This window comes from Colwellia sp. BRX10-4, assembly GCF_014077465.1.
Taxonomy (GTDB): domain Bacteria; phylum Pseudomonadota; class Gammaproteobacteria; order Enterobacterales; family Alteromonadaceae; genus Colwellia_A.
In genome coordinates this window covers 265442-287687 of record NZ_JACGVZ010000001.1, presented here as the reverse complement: position 1 = coordinate 287687, position 22246 = coordinate 265442, and the positions used below count along the sequence as shown (strand labels likewise).

Here is a 22246-nt window from a genome sequence, read left to right as displayed (position 1 = left end):
GTCGACTCACGGTCATCAGCAATTAATAACAATTAACATATTTTCTACTTGGGTTAAAAAAGTAACTATGGCAAGGGAGCCTAAGTGCGATTTCTTAAATTTATCTTAATTGCTGTTATCACCTTACTGATTATTTTCACTATCACTTACAGTGCTAGAGTTTCAGTTATCAATTACCTTGTAAAAACACAATTCAATTCAGACAAAATAGCGCTGACTTGCCTAAATGTAAGCCTTACCAGTAATATGGCCATTAGAGTCAACAAGGCATGTTTACAGACCCCAAAGGCTAATATTCAAATTGTCGGTATGACTATACAATGGCAACTATCCCCTACCCTTAATATAACGGATATTGATATAGGGTTGGCAGAGATTAAAGGTACAGATCATTTATTCTCCAAAAAAGATGATGCTATCTTAAACAAAGAGCAAGAAAATCAAAACTTAAGCCAATTGCTTTCAACAAGCTTACAAACTTATGCACAACAGATTAAGCAGTTTAATTTACCGGCAAAAATAAATGTCACTAAACTTTCCTATTCACCGTTTACGCTTAGCAATAAAACTGAGACAAAATATATTGCTAATTTATCAACACTAGCTAATAACTTGTCTTTTACACTAACAACATCCGAAAGCGTAGGGTTTATTGAGGCTAAGCTAACCCGAGAGAAAGAAGGTTTTTCCATTGCGATCTCAAGTAAATTAAGTTTACTCAAAAGCTTTTTAAGCGCCCATCGATTACCTATTACCGCAGCATTAACAAACAACTTAGCAGCTAGCGAGATCACAGGGGATATCAACACACAGATAAAGTATCATGCGAACGCTATTAGCCTGCAAAATCAAATAAGCAATATCTCTATAATTTCTGAAAACGGCATAGACAACAGCGGCCCATTTAAACTATTAGGCGCGCTGAACTTCGATGGTCGATTTGATTTAAACCCCACAGAAACGACCCTTGATATTTCCGCTAAAGACAAGATAACCGTCGCGTTAACCTTTGTTGGAAAAAATGAAATATTAGTGGAGTATAGTCAGCCACAGTTGTTAGCGAAGTTAACCCAAACAGGGCTATCACCAACGATGATGTCAATACTTAAAGAGAATCCGTTGACGCACGTAACCATAAAACCGCAAGGTAATGCCCGATTAACACTGAACGATAGTAAGGGCTACCTTAGTCATCTTGAAATAAGCGTCATTAGCGGCGCACGACCTCACCAAGTAAAAATTGATAATATTACTTTTGCCTTACCTACCCCACAAACACCTTATGCATTAGCAGTAGAGCATTTTATTATTGATAGTCAGCTGAAGTTGGCCAACATAGCCAAATACACTCCTGCGCCTATTGCTTTACACTTAATTGGCTCACTAAATAAAACCGAGCAAACAACAACGATTAATTTAACAGCAGACTCTTCAATCACCTTAAATAATATTGTGGTGCTTAAACAAATGACTGAGGGCAAAGATAATAATCAATCGCCCCATAAAATCACCACAAAAACGTCCACTGCACAAAAACCTCAAACACTGTTAAGTCTAAAAAAATTAACAACAAAGTTAACGGGTAGCTTAACGCTGTTAGGGGACAACAATCTAAGTATTAAACTAAAAGTTGGTAATCACGCTTCACAGCTGAATATTCCTAACAAACTAAAAATAACTTCGTTTAATGTTTTTAGTGAAATCAACGGCAGCTTTGACGATATTCAGCTTAATGCTCAAGCCAGTGCTGACGGAGTAAACCTAGGCAGTATTTTTTTTACTGGCCCAGTCAAGTCACCTAATCTAGTTATTACCGCCAAAAATTTACAACTCACCAACTTATTATCGTTAAATATCCAATTGCCGACTGAAGTTGAATTGATTGATGGCCTATTAGATTATAATATTTCGGGTCAAATAAACGCTTTAAACAATATTGAAAACACACCATTTAACGTTTCGCTGGCAATTACCTCACTCAGTGGTGAAATCAATGGCATTTGGTTGCAAGAGCTCAATTGGCAACAACATTTTTCCTTACTCGCAGGAAAAATAACGACTCTGCCTAATGCTAAAGAAAACCTAACCGTTGAATTAATTGAAACGGTTACCCCTATTTCAAAGCTATCAATTAACACTAACTGGACATTCGATAAAAGCTTTCAGCTTTCAGCCAACAAACTTAAGGCGAATGTTTTAGGGGGCAGCTTCTTTATTCCAAATATACAATGGCCTGTCGAACATGGGCATTCAGTTAATGTTCAGCTTAATAGTATAGACTTAGAGCAAGTATTAGCATTAGATGAAAAACAAGGTATTGTTGTAACGGGTAACATATCAGGCCAACTTCCCGTTACTTTTGATGGTGATAAATATATTATTGAAAAAGGTGAACTGCATAATACTAGCAATGGACTGATACAGGTCATTGATAACCCAGCCGTAACAGAGCTTAAAGCAAACAACAGTCAACTAAAACTGGCGTTTGATGCACTGCAAAACTTGCATTATCATCAGCTTTCCTCCGCAGTTACAATGGCAGACGACGGTTACATGCAGTTAAACACAGTAATAAAAGGTCGCAATCCAGATATTGATAACGATGTTAATTTAAATTTGAATTTGAGTTATGACTTACTTGGTTTACTTGAATCATTATCAATAACTCAACGTTTTGAAGAAAGCCTTATCAAAGGTTTACAAAAAAAGAAGGAGTAAGTATGAGTAAAATACTAATCGTGCTATTCACTGTTTTCATTATCAGTGCCTGTACACATAAGATAGAAGTTAGTGCAAAAGAACCGATCACCATTAATTTAAATTTGAAAATTGATCATGAAATAAAGGTGAAGGTAGATAAAGAACTAGACGACATATTTAGTGCTGAAAGCGACATATTTTAGGGAAAAACCATGAAAAATTTAACAAAGAAATTCATAATAAAAATAAGCTGTGCTCTATTGGTCTCTACTATAGCCTTTTCAGCTTGGGCTATTTCACTCGACGATGCAAAACAACAAGGTTTAGTTGGTGAAATGTCTAATGGTTACTTAGGTCTTATTATTGATAGCCCAGACGCGAAAAGCCTAGTCACCAGTGTTAACGAAAAGCGCAAAAGTATTTATATGAATTTAGCACGCACCAATAAAATCACCATGCAACAAGTCACCGCTTTAGCGGGTAAAAAAGCTTATGATAAAACTCAACCAAGCCACTTTATCCAAAATAGCGCGGGGCAATGGGTTAAAAAACAAAGTCTAGTAACTGCACCTAAAGCGAACAGCACGAGCGCATAGAGTGAACAAACCAAGATTATGATTTATAAGGACGTTACCAAAAACCACCAAAAAAGATGCTGTTACTGATGGTATTTAAGTATAAGCATAGCCTTCTCTAGAAAGAAACGAAACCTTAACAACAATGTTAAGGTTTCGTTTCGATATAAAAATAAAAAGCACAGACACTCACTTCAATTCAAATATCATAATAAAAAGCACAGACACTCACTTCAATTCAAATATCATAGATATTTTAATAACTGATCTGCTGTCGTCAGTCATATCGATTTTTAGTCATATGAAAGTGTGCTAAAAAGCACAGACACTCACTTTAATTCAAACAACAGAAATATTTTAATAACTGATCTTCTGTCGTCAGTCATATCGATTTTTAGTCATATGAAAGTGTGCTAAAACAGTTTTTCAACTTTATATTTCTTAAATCATCGATATTTTGGCAATTTTGTCCGCAGGAAGCACCTGATTAACAATCTGAAGATATTTTGATGGATTAACTATTTAAGAAAATAGTTGTTTGCAATGACTCAAATTTTGTCGTCGCTTTAACTGTTGATGCTGACAGTAATTACTCAGTGCAATTTCATGACCAATGGCACCATGGAACTGGGTATTAAACTCAGTGGTGATTATCAACCAATTTTCAGCCGATATATTTAATCGATTAAGTATTGCAGGTTGGTTTTCTTCTATGAAACCAGATGTACCTTCTCTAATGCATCTACCTGTTAACTCAATTAATTTAAGATAATCTTTGAGTTCAAAAGGTAAACCTTTTGGCATACCCTTTATTGGATTGCCAATAAAGGGTAATAGCGTGCTAGGCTGCTTGCTTTTTTCTGCCTGTTCACATCGAAGTTTAATACTTGTATGTTCTGAATTTTCTGGTGTTTGTGCAGCATTAGCTCGAATAGGGTTTAAATCAACATATGCCATACAAGATGCAAGAGCAGCTTCGTCTAATAGCGCTTGTGATTTAAATCTACCTTCCCAGAATCTACCTTTGCAGTCATCTTCTTGATTAGCGGCCCTAGCAATACCCTCATTGATATAACCCATAAACCAACTAATTTTCATCAGACGTTTTCGATAAACCTTAGCGGTTGACTTAACTATATCAAGTAATGGTTTTGCTAAGGCTTCACCTTGACAATATTGCTTGGTCAGTAAGGTACCTTTGTATAAAGTATGCCAACGTTCAAGAACTTCTATCATGCTCCATTGCTTAGCTTTTGCCTCATCAATAAATACGACTACATGATAATGGTTACTCATTACCGCATAAGCACAGACATCGATAGCGAATACTTGCGTAAGAAAATGAAGTTTGTCTTCTACCCAGCCTCGACGGTGTTCATAGCTTTGGCCTGAATATTTATCTTCACCACATAAGAAAGCCCGTCGAACACAACGAGCTACACAATGATAATAAGGGGTGTCTTCTAAACTAATTTGTTGCTTCCTTGGCGTTGCCATCATTCATCCTAAATAACATAGCTACGTTATTTTAGCTTAGTGCAAAGACTGTTATTGTTCAATTTTAAGTGAGTGTCTGCTTAGGTCTTTTTTAACTTTTTAAAAGAGTGTCTGCTTAGGTCTTTTAAGTGAGTGTCTGCTTAGGTCTTGAAGTGAGTGTCTTTGTCCTGATTTTTTTTAATATGCTTGTATAAGTTGATTTTTTGGTATAAAAATCACAATAATCGTCTTTTTGCACTCTACGATGAGAGAAAAGTATGATTAATACCAAAATTAATTAGGAATTTAAATGGAAGCAAATAGTGTTACCGTCCGTCATTTAACATTGCAAGATATGACAGAGCTTCGCAAGGCGAGTGAATCAGTTTACCTTAATAAAGAATTAGCAACGTGGAATGAACCCACGGTTAAAGCCTTATTAACTAAATTTCCAGATGGGCAAATCTGTGTAGTTGTTGATGGCATTGTTGTCGGTTGTGCCTTTTCATTAATAATTGAATATGCTGATTTTGGCGATGAACATACTTATTCTGAAATCACTAGCAATATGACCTTTGATAATCATGATCCTAAAGGCGACTCTTTATATGGAATAGAGGTCTTTATTCATCCTGATTATCGCGGCTTACGATTAGCTAGGCGCTTGTACGATGCTCGTAAGGAGCTTTGTGAAAACTTGAATTTACGCGCTATTGTAGCCGGTGGTCGTATGCCAAACTATGCGCAACATTCAGATAAAATGAGCGCTAAACAGTATATTGAAAAAGTAAAAATCAAAGAATTATATGATCCGGTATTAAGTTTTCAGCTCGCCAATGATTTTTATGTCCGCAAGTTACTAACCGGTTACCTATCGGGTGATAGCGAATCAATGGAGTATGCCACGTTACTTGAATGGCCGAATATCTTTTATACTAAATCGGTAAAACTTATCAATGCTCCGCGCTCAGAGGTTCGTTTAGGTTTAGTGCAATGGCAAATGCGTTCGATGAAAAGTATTGATGATTTATTTGAACAAATGGAATTTTATGTCGATGCAGTATCCGATTATAAAAGTGATTTTGTGCTGTTTCCTGAATTGTTCAATGCACCTTTGATGGCAGAATTTAACCATTTACGTTTAACAGAGAGTATTCGCAGGCTATCGGAATATACCGAACAAATTCGTGATAAATTTATCGAATTTGCGATAAGTTACAATATTAATATTATTACCGGTAGCATGCCTTTTTTTGTTGATGGCAGTCTTTATAACTCAGGCTTTTTGTGCCGCCGTGATGGTTCATGGGAACGTTATGATAAAATTCATTTAACGCCAGCAGAAGTGCGCAGTTGGTCTATGGTCGGTGGTAAAAATCTCAAGGTGTTTGATACTGACTGCGGCAAAATTGGTATCATGATTTGTTATGATGTTGAATTTCCAGAGTACTCTAGAATACTTGCCGACCAGGGAATGAATATCTTGTTTGTGCCTTTCTTAACAGACACCCAGAATGGCTACACACGTGTGCGTCACTGTGCAATGGCAAGAGCGATTGAAAATGAATGTTATGTTGCCATAGCTGGCGCGGTAGGTAATTTGCCAAAAGTAAATAATATGGATATTCAATATGCCCAATCTGCGGTATTTACACCGTCTGATTTTGCTTTTCCAACAACGGGTATCAAAGCAGAAGCAACACCTAACTCAGAAATGACTGTTATTGTAGACGTAAATCTAGATTTATTGAAACAGTTACATAGTCACGGTGCTGTACATACCATGCGTGATAGACGCCATGATTTGTATAGTATTACCCAACATAAAAAAGATTAGTTGGTCATTTTTATAAGCAATTAAATATATTTACCTGCTCATAATCTGCGGGGTCAACGCACTAAAATCGAATATCAAAATCAGTGCACTTGCCCCGCAAATTAAATTCCCCCTATCAATTTGTGCACTAATTCAGGTCTCAAGTTGAATTATCAACAGGTCTCAAGTTGAATTATCAACAGCACTCATCAATAATAATTGTTACCTATCATTATTTATTTTGTTGGACATTAAGCGGCTGTTAAATTCTAATTCGCCTTAGTTACCCATGAAGAATTGCCATTCTATTGTTAAGTAGGATAAGTAAAGGAAAATCAATGAACAAAGATAATCTTGCTCACGCTCGCGCGCACTATAACGTACGTCATTGGAGTCAGGGCTATTTCGGTATTAATGATGCTGGAAATGTATATGTTGCGCCAAAGTTTGAGCGTCAGGATCACACAGTAGATTTAATCAATATCGCTAAAATGATTGAAGATAAAGGCTTAACACTGCCTGCATTAGTGCGTTTCCCGCAAATAATTCATCATCGTATTCACAGTCTATGTGAAGCCTTTAATAAGGCGATAGAAGATTATGATTATCAGGAAAAATATTTATTAGTTTATCCTATTAAAGTCAATCAACAGCGTGAAGTTGTTGATGAAATTTTGGCGAGCCAAAATAATAAAGAGTCCACACAACTTGGCCTTGAAGCAGGCAGTAAAGCAGAATTATTAGCTGTTTTAGCTATGGCTCAAAAGGTTTCATCGGTTATTGTTTGTAACGGCTATAAAGACCGAGAATATGTGCGCTTAGCGTTAATTGGCGAAAAATTAGGTCATAAGGTTCATATCGTTTTAGAAAAAATGTCTGAATTAGAAATGATTTTAACCGAAGCAAAGAAACTCAATGTTGAACCTCGCTTAGGGATCCGTGTTCGTTTAGCCTCTCAAGGCAAAGGTAAATGGCAAGCCAGTGGCGGTGAAAAATCAAAGTTTGGTTTGTCAGCTTCGCAAGTACTTAATGTTGTAAAAGTCCTTAAAGCAGAAAACATGCTGGACGCCTTAAAACTTGTGCATTTTCACTTAGGCTCACAAATAGCCAATATAAGAGATGTAAGATTAGGTGTTAGTGAGGCGGCACGTTTTTATTGCGAACTGCGCAACCTAGGCGCAGGTATTTTATGCATGGATGTTGGTGGCGGTTTGGCCATTGACTATGATGGTACACGAAGCCAATCTCATAACTCAATGAATTACAGCGTTGCTGAGTACGCGAATAACATCGTCCATACTATTGGTGATATTTGTAAAAGTTATCATCAACCTATGCCAATGATTATTTCGGAATCAGGCAGAGCATTAACCGCACATCATGCGGTACTTATTTCTAATGTTATTGGCACTGAGTCTTACGAACCAGAAAATATAATAGCACCTACGCCTGATGAATCTATTTTATTAAGTAATATGTGGCGTTCGTTAACGCAACTAAATGACCGTAATGATGATCGCGCCTTAATTGAAATTTATCATGACACCCAAAGTGATTTGGCTGAAGTACACAACCAGTTTTCGATGGGATTATTAAATTTAACCCAACGCGCTTGGGCTGAACAAATTAATTTACGTGTTTGTTATGAATTAAATCAATTAATGGATGGCAAAAATCGTTTTCATCGCCCAATAATGGATGATTTAACCGAAAAACTTGCTGATAAATTTTTTGTTAATTTTTCTTTATTTCAATCACTACCCGATGCATGGGGCATTGATCAGGTTTTTCCTGTTTTACCCTTAAGTAACTTAGAAAAATCACATGAAAAACGAGCGGTATTATTAGATATTACTTGTGATTCCGATGGCACTATTGACCATTATGTTGACGGACAAGGTATTGAAAGCACATTACCGGTACCGGCATGGACAGAAGATGAGCCTTATTTACTTGGCTTTTTCTTAGTGGGTGCTTATCAAGAAATTTTGGGTGATATGCATAATTTATTCGGTGACACTCACAGTGCGGTAGTCTTCATCAATGACGACGGTGAAGCAGAAATCACTGAAATTAATGAAGGCGATACGGTAGAAGATATGCTGAATTATGTGCATTTAGATGCCGAATTATTTAAAAAAACCTATGCCGAGCTTATCGATGCTAGATTATCAAAAAGCGAAGGTGAAGAAATTTTTAAAGAGTTAGTTGATGGCTTACAAGGCTACACCTACCTTGAAGATTTATAGAGATTAAGTACAATGAAAAATATTTTCAATCAAGTTGATGAGTCAATTTACTCAAATGCAATGACATTTTTACGTCAGCCTTTAGTGCAAAATCCCATTGAGTCGGCTGCTGATATTGTTGTTTTAGGCTTACCCTATGACATGGCCACCACCGGGCGCTCAGGCGCTCGAATGGGCCCTACTGCTATTAGGCAAGCTTCAATTAATTTGGCTTGGGAAGGTAAGCGATTTCCTTGGCCTTTTAGCTTATTAAAACACTGTAAAATCATTGATGCTGGCGACTTGGTTTTTTCTCCAGGAGACTCTGCACATTTTTGTACGCAAGTTGAAACGGCTGTAGGTCAGTTACTTGATGCAGACAAAACGGTTTTATCGCTAGGCGGCGATCATTTTGTTACTTTGCCAATACTACGTGCTTATGCGAAAAAATTTGGCACTATGGCACTGATACATTTCGATGCGCATACTGATACTTATAGCAATGGTAGTTGTTATGACCATGGCACTATGTTTTATCATGCGCCTAAAGAAAACCTCATAGATAGAGATAAATCTATTCAGGTCGGTATTCGCACAAATTACAAAGAGCAAGACCATGGTTTTTCTGTCATTAATGCCATGCAAGCTAATGATATGAGTGTCAGTGAGATCACCGCATTAATTAAAGCTAGGGTTGGCGATACGCCAGTTTACTTAACCTTTGATATTGATTGTTTAGATCCCGCCTTTGCTCCTGGTACAGGTACGCCAGTATGTGGCGGTTTAACCACAGATAAAGTGTTGAAGATATTGAGAGGTTTAGTAGGTATTAATCTGATTGGCATGGACGTAGTTGAAGTTGCTCCTTCGTATGATCACAGTGAAGTTACTGCGTTAGCCGCTGCAACAATAGCGTTAGAATTAGCACATATTTGGACCGCTAAGCATAAGCTTGTATAACAAAGCAGGTAAGTTATTTTTACGCAATAACTTACCTGTTTACTAAGTTAAAGCCAACATTAAAAAAGTGAATGTTAACAATAAAGATTGGCGAGTTAATTCGCCAAAATTTTCAACTCTTGAACAATAAACAAAACAATCTCAATACCAATTAACACGATAATAATCCATTCTAAAAATGATGAATGTTGATGCTTTTGTTCAGCCGCTAACATTTCAAATAGTTCATGTATAGTCGAAAGCTTTTTAGATAATAATTCGACGCGTTGATGAATATCCATATAACGCGCCATACGTTCGTAAGTCGCTTCATATTCAGGGTATTCCCAAATAAAGTCTGGGGTATCAAGTAATCCATAATGTAAAATAATATCGCTTTTAGTACTCAGTAGCGTACCTCTAATTTTAGCTATTTCTTTTTGGCTAATCGATATTTTACCCAGTTTAGACAACTCTTCAGAAATATGAGAATAATCCATTATTTTATTTTGTGCTTGAAGTTCAAATTCCATCAATTTGTTTGATTGCGCCAACGCATGGCTTATCGCAAGACGTGTTAACGGATCGTTATCCGGTAGTACTATGGTATCTTTTTTAATGATCAGTTCATTAGAAAAAGTAAAGCATAAATGTTCTTCAATATTTTCAATATAGAGGGTGTTATCACTCTTAAGTCGATTGATTAATGCTTGGCGTTCACCTGTGGCTACTGCCCAAAAAACCACTACACCATAGTCAAATATCCAATACTCTCCTGTTGCCACGATTATTTGTACGGCGTCTCTGTAACGAGTACCGCCTTCATAAAAGCGTTTATCTATATTCGATTTTTCTGATAAAAAATTATCGCCAAAATTATAAACTGATAATTTATCGTTGCTAAAAATGACTTCATTACCTGCCATTAAGTTACTCATGATTACTCTTATAAGTGGTTGTCTGATTTTTATTCGATTTAAAATACATTAAAAAATTTAGTCGCTATTGATCAACAAAAAAGTTGTTTTGATGAACAGTAACTAACTAAATTTGCTAGATTCTGCGCCGTTAATAGAAATACTCAATATCAATTTTTTAATCAGTCTGATAAAAAAATTGATATCGTTTAGTTGTTTAACGGCGCATATAATGGCGACAATGTTTGCTATATTTTAGTTAATGTTTTTAGCTTAAAAAATAAAATAGGGCTTAAACTAACCGGAAGACAAAAGCGTAATGAATATCTGCTGGGAGTTTTACAAGAATGGTTAAAAGATGTAGTGATTTTTTTGTTTGTAAAAAGAGGATGTTCTTTATAGGTTAAACTAACAGCAACAATCTGGTTGTTACTGTACGTTATGATAAATTAAATGTGAGCGTTTACTTGCAGCGAAAGTAAATAGAAATAAGCATTAATCTTTAACTTATTTAAGTCTTCCCCTAGTGCCTCTGATTTCATTTTTGCTCATTTTTTTTAAAATTTCGTTTTCAATATCAATTCCTTGCCAATGGGAAATATCAAGCACTCTTAGGATAATATCGGCAAGCTCTTCGCCAAAGGCATCACTAGGTTTTTCGTGCCGACATTCATTAATAGCCTCACCGACTTCTGATGCAACAAGGGCTAATGCTTCTAGCGTTGTTTTATTATGCCAACCCATTTTTTCTACCCAAAGATAGTTCTTCTCTGCTATTTCGTTAATCTTCATTTTTTTCACTTATTTTGTTTACGTTTGTCTTTTATCGTACATATTTAGTACTTATAGTTGCCAACTCGCATCTGGTCGCCAATTGTTGATCCATGCTGGCACATCAAACGGTGGCATAGGTTTGGCTATACCATAACCTTGTGCCAAATTACAGCCTAGTTGCAACAGCGCCTTACCATGTTCAATCGTTTCAACACCTTCAGCAATAACTTCACGTTTAAATGATTTAGCCAAAGCGATAACACCTTCAACAATGGCAAAATCATCGGTATCGATCAGCATATCTCGAACAAAGCTTTGATCTATCTTAATTAAGTCTGCGGGTAGTCGTCTCAAGTAAGTCAAGGAGGAATACCCCGTGCCAAAATCATCTAAGGCAAAGCTTACGCCTAATGCAATACACTCCAGCATGGTTGTTGAAACATGATGGACATCATCTAAGGCACTTGTTTCCAATACCTCTAGTTCTAAATAGCAAAGTTTAACATTAGGGTGCGCTGCTAATAAAGTTGTTAATCGCTGAGTAAAGTCAGGCTGCTGTAATTGAACCGCGGCAATATTTACACTAATGCTAGCCGGAAGGTCGAGGCCCATTTTTTGCCATTGGCTTATTTGTGTTAGTGCGGTATCAATAACCCATTCGCCCAATTCGATACTCATCGGATTATTTTCAATAATAGGCAAAAAGTCGAGGGGATTTAATAATCCTCTACTGGGATGTTGCCAGCGGATAAGGGCTTCAACACCAATCACTTTGCCTGTTTTCATATTAACCTTAGGCTGATAATAAAGCACAAATTGCTGGTTATCGAGTGCACTGCGAATGGCCTCAAGGCTTTCCTGTTGTGTTTTAACCGCATCATCTTACGCAGTATCAAATAGATGATAACGATTTTCACCTGATTCTTTCGCCACATACATGGCTTGGTCAGCATGGCGCATAAGTTGGTTAGCATCAACGCTGTCTTGTGGATAAAGAGTTACGCCTATACTGGTTGATACATTTAACACGACGTTACTAACGGTCACTGGCTCAAATGCGGCTAATAACAAGCGATCTAATATCGGCTCACAGTCTTCAACCTTTGTTAAATTAGTTAATACCACAACAAATTCATCACCACCAATACGAGCTAAAGTATCACCTTCGCGAAGTGCCGCTTTCATGCGTATGGAAATTTCAACTAGCAGTTCATCCCCCACATTATGGCCATGCTCATCATTAACAAGTTTAAAGCCGTCTAAATCTAAAAAAACCACAGCGAGTGTTTGCATATTTCGGCTACATTGCAACATAGATTGAGATAATCGGTCGGCCAGTAGCACCCGATTTGGTAAGTTGGTCAGTACGTCATAATGGGCAATATGCTCTAACTGACTTTGATGTTCTTTCATTGGAGTGATGTCGGTAAATAACGCAACATAGTACTTATTTGACCATTAACATCTTTAACCGAACTAATATTAAGCATTTCAGCATAAATTTCACCGTTTTTACGACTGTTCCATATTTCACCAGACCAAGCCCCTTTAGTCTGCAGCACTTGCAAAATCTCGCTATAAAACTCGGCGGGGTGTATTCCTGATTGTAAAAAATTCGGCTTCTGTCCAATCACCTCAACAGCGCTATAACCGATTGAAGTGACAAAGGTATTATTGACATTAATAATGGTCCCTTTGGCGTCGGTTATCATGATGCCTTCACCGGCATGAGTAAAAACACTGGCAGCGAGTTTTAATTCTTCTTCGGCTAGTTTTCGTTTGGTAATATCATTAATGACCCCGACGATAAAATAGTCACCTTTACCATCTATGAATCGATTCTTTCAGTTAATATAGCTCTAGTATCTGAGCCATTAATCGTAAGGGTTTCTTCACTTAAAGTCGCTTCCCCTTTATCTAGTACTAACCTATCAATTGCTAAAAAATGATCACGCTCGCTATGAGGTACTGTTTCAGCGAGTGTTTTTCCGATGATTTCGTTTCTAGTTAAGTTAAAAATCTGGCAAAAAGCATCGTTAACGAGTAACAATCGACATTCATTATCCTTTACGAATATAGGATCGTCGTGATTATTAAAAACCACATCGAGATACATCTCTATATCATGGGGGTTTACCTCGAATTGCTCTAGCGCAGTAGTATTTTGATCCTGTTCAAACACCATTTAACATAGTTCCTTGTTGGACAATTCAAGCAAAAAGTATTCAATAACACTACTGGAAGTTGCAAGTAATACACTTTACTATACGTTTATTTTATATCGATATTGGAGAGTTCGCCTGCCTAAATATTGCACTTGAGACTTTTTAGGCAACCTTGATTGTTTCAAGGCAAAGTGTTTTAAATATAAGGTTAGGCTAAAAGGATGTCAAGTGCGCAGATACTCGCCAGTTTATTGACTGGCCAGCGGTTGATCCCTTAGTAAAGTAAAGATTTCTTTATTAAAAAATAATTATGTTAATACAGAGAATAATTCGAGCTATTTTTCTGCGAACGAGGTTAAGTGCTTAGCGACCTTAGCGAACAGGTCTATCTTGAACAACAATAAAAAATCACAACCAGCTGATTCACTGTTATCCTTGTGCAGACAATATATTTAAAGCAAATAGCTATTTTATTAGCTTTGCTTATAACCTTGTTCGGCTATTAACAAGGTTATAAGCTTAATACCCAAATTCATCTGATAAAAAAACACTGATGATTACCATCAGTGTTTTTTATAAAAAGTTAACAACCTAAACAATCATTACGCTTATTGCTTAAGGCGTCTTACTGCTAATCCCATTATACCTAAGGCAAAAATAGCTAAACTGGTCGGCTCTGGTACTTTATTCATTACGACATTATCCATTATACCATAAAGATTATTGGTACTTAACATCGATATGCTAATTTTATCTACCATAACCCCCTTCAAATTAGACGCTTCTTCAGTTGATAACTGACCATTCCATTGTGAGGTAGTCGTCGTATATGCGTCAATTCCTTGAAGTACGTTATCTAGAAAACCCTTCACAATGAAACGGTCACCCTGATTGTAGAGTGAAGCGATATCAAACGTTTCAAAAGTAAATAAGCCGTTAGTTGAGAAAAACCAATTTGATGGTACCTGTGAACCACCATCAGAAAAAGCGGTTTTACCAGTATAAAATTCTGGGTTTACAATCTTAGTATCTTCCCCAATAGCACTAATATAAAAGCCGTTGTCGAAACCTTCTGTAAAATCACCTATAGCTAAGCTTTCAAAATCGATGGTAATTAGTGATGCCGATGCGACATTAACTAAACAACTACACGCGAAGATAAAGCTTGTGACACTGGCTGTTATAAATTTAGTTTTCATTTGATATTCCTATTTATTCTCAAAAAATAATATTAATGAGTAATGCTAAAAAAGATAATTCATCAATGTGTTGCGCTAATAAAAAGCTAATCTGGTACTGGTATATATTGTAATAATAGTGGGTAATTAAAGCCTATCTGATGTTACCCGATAGGCTTTAATTGCCTTGATACTCAGTCTATAGGTAGTTATTAAAAAAACGTGTCGCGGCTACTGCGTAATCAGCGCGGCTAACTCGTGTTTCACCGTTAAAGGTCGCCGTTATAGTAGGGACTAAATCGTTAGCACCCTGTTGAACGTCAAACCTTGCGCCTAATATCCCTAATTGCAAGGCTCGTTGTACGTAACCTTTCATTTCTTGTGGAATATCAGCTTGGTCTGCTATCACTATCAGTTGCTCGCCATAAAGAGCTTTAATGTCACCGGTAAAGTTTTCTACATCCGATTGCAAAGCCAGTGACTGTACAAAAGAATAAGCTAACTCATTACGATTAACTGAGCCTTGTGGGTTAAAATGAGTACCATTAGTCAACATTACCGCATGTTGATCTTGTGCACCATTTCGTAAAGCGGCACCCTTTTCACTAACCGCATTAATAGCAGCAGTGTAAGTAGTATTTCCTGTAACATCAGCAAATGTGGTTGTTGTTGCCAAATTTGATTGACGAATACCAGCACCTAAGCTTAAAAAATCAGCTAGGTCTTGGCGGGTAAGGTTATTATCTGGTTCGAAACCTAGCGCATTTGCATCGACTAATTCTTCACTAACTGCGAATTCAATAAACGCTTTAGCAGGGTGGTTAGTCAAGTCATCAAGACCAAGATAACCGTCAGTTTTTATAATCTTAACTGTTACGTCAATATCACCAGGTACTGCATAACCATTGGTTAATCCAGTAGGGTCAAGCGCAACACCGGAAAGACTACCAATACCACCTGCTTTAAGTATCCAATCACCCGCTTCAGCTGGCGCTGTCACTGCAATGTTTTGACCTAAAACAGGTAAAGCAATACTTGACCCGTAACGTTTGCCCGAAGGACTAGTCAAGGTAAGTGCTACCGTATTATCATCAATGTTTGCTCGAACCATCACCATAGAAGCTTCAGCATTGACGGTCACAACAACACCTTTATTATCACCAACAGGACTAAACGGCACAGACATATCATCTTCTGACTGCACTGAGGTTAACGCTTTAGCATTAAAATCACGGTTGATTTTAGTTGTTTTGCCAAAGGCTAAACTTTTATCGACAATTGATTGTACTGCCGCGTAGGCATTGACATAACCTGCGCCTGCTTCCCACGTTTCTCTTCCTGGCATATTGGTTGCGGTTTCTTGCAATATTGACTTCACTTCACGCCACGTTAGGCTAGGGTTAGCTTCTAACATCAAAGCAACAACACCAGCAACATGTGGAGCCGACATCGACGTACCACTCATAGAAGTATAATAAGGTACGTGATTAGCTTCCATCACGTCGCTATCATCGGCAACACTCAAGGCACTTAAGCTAGATAATGAAGCACGGGTTGAAATAATATCAACACCTGGGGCAGTAACAGTAGGACGGTCTTCCCACTGAAAGAGCTCACCACCAACCGTAACTTCACCACCTTTACCTTTAACACCTCGTGAACTAAAGTCAGCTAATTTACCGTCTTTATCACCCGCTGCTACGGTAATGACCCAAGGCGCTTTTTTGAAGTTACCAGTGATTGTCGCTTCGCCACTACCCGAGTTACCCGCAGAGAAAACGACAATAATACCCGCATCTGATAACGTTTTAGTGACAACATTGGTTGGATGGTCAGGGTTAAAGTCAGTACCTGTATCACTTGTACTACCAAAAGAGTTTGAAATAACGCGAATATTATAATCAAATTGATGCGTCTTAGCGTAATCAAAACCACCAATAGTGTCTAAAATAAATAAACCAGCACCTGAGCCATAACCAATAATTTTTGCGCCAGGAGCAACACCTTGATATTCACCCCTGGACATCGCACCGTTGCCGCCAATAATGCCCGCAACATGAGAGCCATGACCACCAGCAATATCACTGTTTGCGATATCTTCTTGGTAAGTTATGGGTAAAATATCTGATAACGATTTTAGGTTAGTTTGTGCCAATACGTTTTGAACAACGTGGTTAGGAAATTTAATGTCGCTGTGCGTGCCATCAACACCCGAGTCATTAACCACAACACCGATACCACGTCCAGAATATGGCATACCGTTACTACGTAACGATTTATCATCACGTAAGCGGTCAACACTGGTAATTTGTGTTGCTCTATTATTTTCTAATGACAATGGTGCGTTGTAGTAAACAGAGCGTACTTTATTTGATTTATAAATAGCTTCTATTTGCGCCTTTGTTGCCGTTATACCGACAATAGGAAACTGCTTAAAGCTTACGCCACCAATAACACCCGTCGATTCAATAACGTTTAGCTGTTGTGCATTAATAGCTCCTTTACCTTCGAAAGTAACGATGACGTTAAAAACTTCATGTACTTCAGCAGTCGCCATCAAACCTTTCAGTTCAGGTCCGATAGATTTAGCGGCAATATTTAGCGACATGAAAGTTAAGCCTGCACCGATAAGGCCAGCGATTAATATTTTATTTTTTAATTGTGTTTTTAGCATTGGAATAACCCTTATATGTTTTGATACATCGAGCATGCCAAACATTAAGCTTTAAAATAATCAGGTAAAACCCCTACAAGGAAGAGGTTAATATACCTTGTTTATAGCAGTAGGTTGTTTTTGGCCGCATAACGGACCAATTCAGCAGCGTTGGCAACGCTCAATTTATCTAGCACTTTACCGCGATGGTTTTCTGCTGTTTTAACACTTATATCTAATGAACGAGCAATTTCTTTGGTGGTTTTACCTTCAATGATTAAATGAAAGACTTCACGTTCACGATTAGTTAGGTTTTTGTAGGGGTCTTGCCAATTTTCTGCTGGTTTGTTGTATTGTGATGCCAACACACTTGCCGCGTATTGGCTGTAATAGGTTTTCCCCGCAGCTAGTGCTTTTACCGCATCGATGAGCTCGTCACTCGCACTGTCTTTTAATAAATAACCAGAAGCACCCGCTCTAACCATATGAATGACGTACTCTTGTTCTTCATGCATAGTTAGCACTAACACTTTTGTGCCTGGCAGTTGGCCATTTAGGCGTTTAACCGCTTCCATACCGTTCAATCCTGGCATGCTAATATCGATAACGATAACGGTGGGTTTTAATTCCAGCGCTTTGCTCACTGCTTCAAGTCCGTCTGCTGCTTCAGCAACCACCTGAATATCATCATCTTTACTTAATAAACTGACCAGTCCATGACGTAAAATAGTATGATCATCTGCAATAAGAACACGGATCATCGGCCATTCCTCCCCGTTACCAATATCTTTATTTCACAGCCTTGTCCTGGCTGCGAAATTATTGTTAATTGACCACCGAAGGCACTTATTCTATCGCGCATTGCGCCTAAGCCAAAACCCTCAGGACTCGCTTCTTGATCTGCTTTCATTCCTATACCGTCATCTTTTATTTTAATCATTAAAAGATTGTCAGTCGCAATTAAGTTGAGAATAATTTTTTGTGCTTGTGCATGCTTAATCGCGTTGGTCAGCGCTTCTTGTATTACTCGAAACGCTAGGGTTTGAGTATCACTATCTAAAATACTGTCAACTTGATGATGAAATTCAATCGTCGCTTTTTCTGGGTCCGCCATAATACGCACTAACCAATCAAGGGCAGGAATAAGCCCAAGGTCATCTAAAATTCTGGGGCGCATTAAACGAGAAATCACGCGAGTGTCTGATAAGGCTTGACGTGCAAGATCGATACTCTCATCAAGCGCTATACTCTCGTCTCCTTTTTTAACTTGCTGCAGTTGATTAATCAAAGCCGTTAGCAGTTGTCCTACTCCATCATGTAATTCTCGAGCGATATGCTTGCGTTCATCTTCTTGCACTCGCCAAACGCGTTTTGCCAAACCACGCATTTGCTCATTACCCGAATAAAGCTGTTGTGATATTTGTTTTTGCTTTTCATTAAGTTGATTAACCATTTTAGCAATATTGGCATTATTGGTCATGGCGTGATAACTCCATTAATGAATCATTTAATTCAAAATAGTCTTGAGTTTCTATGAATTTACCAGAGAATTCTGGAGGTAAATTAACCTTAAGATGCATCAGCTTTTTAGTCACTTTTTTATAATATTTTGTTGGGTCTTGTTGATTGACAATCGCCAATTGAGCACGTAAACGATCAAATTGAAAACTGCGCCAATAATCGCCCATTTTTCTTAATAAAATATCGGCTGACCTTAGTGTGGCTTTTAAATCAAACCAAGCTCCTGCAAAATATTGTTGTACGGCTAAAAGCTCTAAATATTCAATATACTGATATTGTTGCAGGCTAAAATCAACGTTAGCTAGTGGGGTCAAATAAACGCTGATATCTTTGTTGCCTTGGTGTAGAGACTGTCTTGCCTGATAAATTAATTGGCGAATATAAATAGATTGATGAGCATGATCTAAAACCCTATTATTTTTATTTTCAATAACCGCTGTCAATAAACTCCCTACCGTCTGACTTTTTAAGAACTGAAATTTACTCATATGTTCTTTATTGCCATGATGCGAAACTATATCGTTTATGTTGGCTAAGTGCTTAGCCGCTTGCTCTTGGTCGCCCAGCTGTAATGACCAATCGGCTAACCATAGACCAAATTCAGCCATAGCTCTAACGTCATTAGCTTTAACAGCCGCTTGATAAGTCACCGTTAACTCTTCAATGCTCGCATAAAAATTACCTTGTAAAAAAGCGAGTTTTGTTAGGTAGCTACGTGAAACGATCGACTCTTCGGTAATATTGAGTTTTTCAGCATCGGTTAAAGTGTTGTTAAACAGGTGATAGGCATTGCGCCAGTTTCCCTTAGCGAGTTCCATCTGCCCCAAGTTTTGTCGTACATGGATAATGCCAATGGGAAATTGTACTTGCTGATATAGCTGCTCTGATTGACGCCAATAAACCAAGGCATGTTCTGGGTCAAGCAACATAAAATAAGTGAAGCCAATATTATTCATACTCTCTGCTTGGAGCATTAAGTTATTGAGTTCAACTCGAATATTTAACGCATGGCGATAATTTTCTAAGGCTGTTTGATACGAAGCTTGCTCTTCAGCCAATTTTCCTAGCTCATTATAAGTATTCGAAAGGCCCTCTTGATCGTCTAACTTCTGATAGATAGCTAAACTTTCTGTTAGGTATTGTTCCGTCTGCTGGTATTCGCCAACCGCTAAATGCATAGCGGCTAAGTTAGTCATAGTGGTCGCTGCATCGGCTAAGTTAGTTAGTTGTCTTCTAATTTTTAACGATTGTTGATAATAATCAAAGGCAAGTTCTGTTTCTCCTAACTGTTCATAAACAACACCAAAGGCATTTAGCGCCTCACCTTCTTGAACACGATTTTTTAGTTTTTTAGCGGTGATCAGTGCCTTAACAAAATATTCATTTAACGCTTTTTCAAAATCACCTTGTAAAAATGCCACTCTACCTAACATAAACCATGCACTAGGATGGTTTGGATCAATTTTTACCACTTCTTGTAATAAGACTTCCATTTTTTTATGTTGTTCAATTAAAAAATAGAACTCTGATAGCATCATCTTAAGTTCAGTGTTGTAAGGAAATGCATTCACTAAGCTTAAATAATCAGCTTGAGCTTGTTCGACTTTACCCGCTAAATCATTTAAGCGTGCACTCGCTAGTTTCGCCGTATAAGAATTAGTGGCGCTTAATGCTATCGCTTGGCTATAAGCCTGTTCGGCTTCCATGAATAAACCTATCGTCAGGTTTAATTCACCTTGTTGCAGCCAAGCTTGCGCAGCAGTAGGTTCTCTCACTAATATTTGGCTTAACACTTGCTGCGCCTGCTCAAAGTCACCCTTTAAAATAAGTGTTTTAATAGGAAATAAATCAACTAAAGGGTTTTCTTCAATCTCAATGGTTTTTTCGGCATTCACTTCTATGTCTAAACGCTGCCTAAATTTATCAACAAAATGTCGAGTCACTTCTTGCCAATCTTTCTTGTCATAAGGAGCTTTTATTAAGGTTTCGCGTTGAATATTAAAACCATCAACAGATACCAACTGAAACTGAATATCTTTAGCCTCAGAACCGGCAATAAAGGTTTGTGGGCTAATAAGCACGTCAATCTGCAGTAAGTCAGATATCAACTCCATATTAGCGTCATCAATGGGAGGTGTAATACCCAGTTGTGCTAATAGCTGGCTTAATCTCGATTGTTCAATCACCCTTAAGTTCTTAATATCGGTTAATTGGTAATTCAAATAGTTAGCAAAAGTTTGATCAAATGCGCCCTCTTGTGTCTGCAAAGGCAATATCGCCACCGCGTAATGATCGACCGCATTGGCTTTAATCGGTGTTTGACGATTCATAAACAAAACCACTGCGATGATAAAAAATACCATCATCGACATAACCGTCACTATTAACCGCTTTTTGCTGATAGGTTTATTATCTTTTTCTGCTAATAAACTAATATATTGATTCTGCGCATGGCTAATATTAGTGGGTCGGGATGCGGGATGCGGAGAAATGAGTGTTAATGACCATGACTTTAGAAAGGTAAACTCTTCTTTAACGGCCTTAAATTTAGGTTTATCTAACAACTTAGTCTGTAAAATTTCATCGACCGAGTGGCCACTAAATGGTAAACCGTGACAACATAATTGAAAGATCACTACACCTGCGGCATACAAATCAGTGGTTAAGTTTATTTTACCGGTTTGTAAATACTCAGGTGGCGCATAATAAGGTGTCCCTGAAACACGGTCAGCGTTACTTTCTTTATTAAAAGCAGACAAGCCAAAATCAGCAATAAAGAGCCGACCTGACTCATCTAACATGATATTTTCAGGCTTAATATCTTTATGAGTAACGCCCGCTTTTTCAGCAAAGGCTAAGCCATCTAATAATTGCTCAATAATTTGAAAAGTTTGTTCAGTTGTGAGTGAATTTGATGCAATAGCTTCTTCTAGACTGCTACCCGAAATCCAATCCATGGTTAAAAAGTGAACATCTTCATCTTGGTAGTATTCATGAACGCGGATAATATTGGGGTGACTTAATTGACGAACCAATAATAATTCTTTTTTAAAATCAGCAATGGTTTGCTTATCTTGACTCAGCGATGTGTTGAGGACTTTAATGGCGATAACGGTATCGAGCTGCTTATCATAGGCCCGGTAAACAAAACCATAACGGCCTTGTCCTTGCAGACTTTCAATTTCAAAACGACCAACAAGACACTCTCCAGCATCAAGCGGCTTAGATAAGGGTATTATTTGAGTCGCATTTAGCTGATCATCATCGCTATGTATTAACTTGGGTGATTTCGAATCGCTCATAC

General features: G+C 37.7%; 14 protein-coding genes and 1 pseudogene. 6 read left to right on the top strand and 9 right to left on the bottom strand.

Annotation, left to right across the window (positions count from 1 at the left end; genetic code table 11):
• Window positions 1-84: 84 nt before the first annotated feature.
• Genes H4J67_RS20975 through H4J67_RS01310 form a run of 3 tightly spaced genes read left to right on the top strand, consistent with a single transcriptional unit; the run spans window position 85 to window position 3296 of the window.
• Complete coding sequence (locus tag H4J67_RS20975; RefSeq protein WP_182202645.1) at window positions 85-2718, top strand: YdbH domain-containing protein; 2634 nt, start codon at window positions 85-87, stop codon at window positions 2716-2718.
• Between the two features lie 2 nt (window positions 2719-2720).
• The gene (locus H4J67_RS01315; RefSeq protein WP_070374683.1) at window positions 2721-2903 is read left to right on the top strand and encodes a YnbE family lipoprotein; all 183 of its coding nucleotides are present in this window, start codon (window positions 2721-2723) and stop codon (window positions 2901-2903) included.
• Window positions 2904-2912: 9 nt separating this feature from the next.
• Window positions 2913-3296: a YdbL family protein gene (locus H4J67_RS01310; protein ID WP_182202643.1), complete on the top strand. Its 384-nt coding sequence runs from the start codon at window positions 2913-2915 to the stop codon at window positions 3294-3296.
• Window positions 3297-3797: 501 nt separating this feature from the next.
• On the opposite strand, the gene H4J67_RS01305 is transcribed toward H4J67_RS01310, so the two are convergent.
• Window positions 3798-4772, bottom strand: coding sequence for a transposase (locus H4J67_RS01305; protein WP_182176196.1), 975 nt, complete (start codon window positions 4770-4772; stop codon window positions 3798-3800).
• 289 nt (window positions 4773-5061) lie between these two features.
• Between H4J67_RS01305 and H4J67_RS01300 the strand changes: the two genes are divergently transcribed.
• From H4J67_RS01300 to speB, 3 genes are all read left to right on the top strand, one after another.
• Complete coding sequence (locus tag H4J67_RS01300; RefSeq protein ID WP_182176197.1) at window positions 5062-6588, top strand: carbon-nitrogen hydrolase family protein; 1527 nt, start codon at window positions 5062-5064, stop codon at window positions 6586-6588.
• 317 nt (window positions 6589-6905) lie between these two features.
• Window positions 6906-8816: a biosynthetic arginine decarboxylase gene (speA, locus tag H4J67_RS01295; protein ID WP_182176198.1), complete on the top strand. Its 1911-nt coding sequence runs from the start codon at window positions 6906-6908 to the stop codon at window positions 8814-8816.
• Window positions 8817-8828: 12 nt separating this feature from the next.
• Window positions 8829-9755: an agmatinase gene (speB, locus tag H4J67_RS01290; RefSeq protein ID WP_182176199.1), complete on the top strand. Its 927-nt coding sequence runs from the start codon at window positions 8829-8831 to the stop codon at window positions 9753-9755.
• A 95-nt stretch (window positions 9756-9850) separates the two neighbouring features.
• Here the strand turns inward: speB and H4J67_RS01285 are convergent, their stop codons facing one another.
• The 8 genes and pseudogenes from H4J67_RS01285 to H4J67_RS01245 all read right to left on the bottom strand — a co-directional run bounded on the left by H4J67_RS01285 (window position 9851) and on the right by H4J67_RS01245 (window position 22244).
• Window positions 9851-10672: an RMD1 family protein gene (locus tag H4J67_RS01285; RefSeq protein ID WP_259368446.1), complete on the bottom strand. Its 822-nt coding sequence runs from the start codon at window positions 10670-10672 to the stop codon at window positions 9851-9853.
• Window positions 10673-11158: 486 nt separating this feature from the next.
• On the bottom strand, window positions 11159-11443 hold the full coding sequence (locus H4J67_RS01280) for a MazG nucleotide pyrophosphohydrolase domain-containing protein (protein ID WP_070374689.1): 285 nt from the start codon (window positions 11441-11443) through the stop codon (window positions 11159-11161).
• A 51-nt stretch (window positions 11444-11494) separates the two neighbouring features.
• Window positions 11495-13610: pseudogene (locus tag H4J67_RS01275) on the bottom strand (putative bifunctional diguanylate cyclase/phosphodiesterase).
• A 588-nt stretch (window positions 13611-14198) separates the two neighbouring features.
• Window positions 14199-14789: a PEP-CTERM sorting domain-containing protein gene (locus H4J67_RS01265; protein WP_182176201.1), complete on the bottom strand. Its 591-nt coding sequence runs from the start codon at window positions 14787-14789 to the stop codon at window positions 14199-14201.
• A gap of 178 nt (window positions 14790-14967) precedes the next feature.
• Window positions 14968-17442: a S8 family serine peptidase gene (locus H4J67_RS01260; RefSeq protein WP_182202641.1), complete on the bottom strand. Its 2475-nt coding sequence runs from the start codon at window positions 17440-17442 to the stop codon at window positions 14968-14970.
• A gap of 101 nt (window positions 17443-17543) precedes the next feature.
• Window positions 17544-18182 carry a response regulator transcription factor gene (locus H4J67_RS01255; RefSeq protein ID WP_070374702.1) on the bottom strand — a complete coding sequence of 213 codons (639 nt, stop codon included), beginning with the start codon at window positions 18180-18182 and terminating at the stop codon, window positions 17544-17546.
• Window positions 18179-18901, bottom strand: coding sequence for a sensor histidine kinase (locus tag H4J67_RS01250; protein ID WP_182202639.1), 723 nt, complete (start codon window positions 18899-18901; stop codon window positions 18179-18181). The genes H4J67_RS01255 and H4J67_RS01250 overlap by 4 nt, the downstream gene beginning before the upstream one ends.
• Window positions 18891-22244, bottom strand: a complete 3354-nt coding sequence (locus tag H4J67_RS01245; RefSeq protein WP_182202637.1) for a serine/threonine-protein kinase — start codon at window positions 22242-22244, stop codon at window positions 18891-18893. Before H4J67_RS01245 ends, H4J67_RS01250 begins: the two co-directional genes overlap by 11 nt.
• Between the last annotated feature and the right edge of the window lie 2 nt (window positions 22245-22246).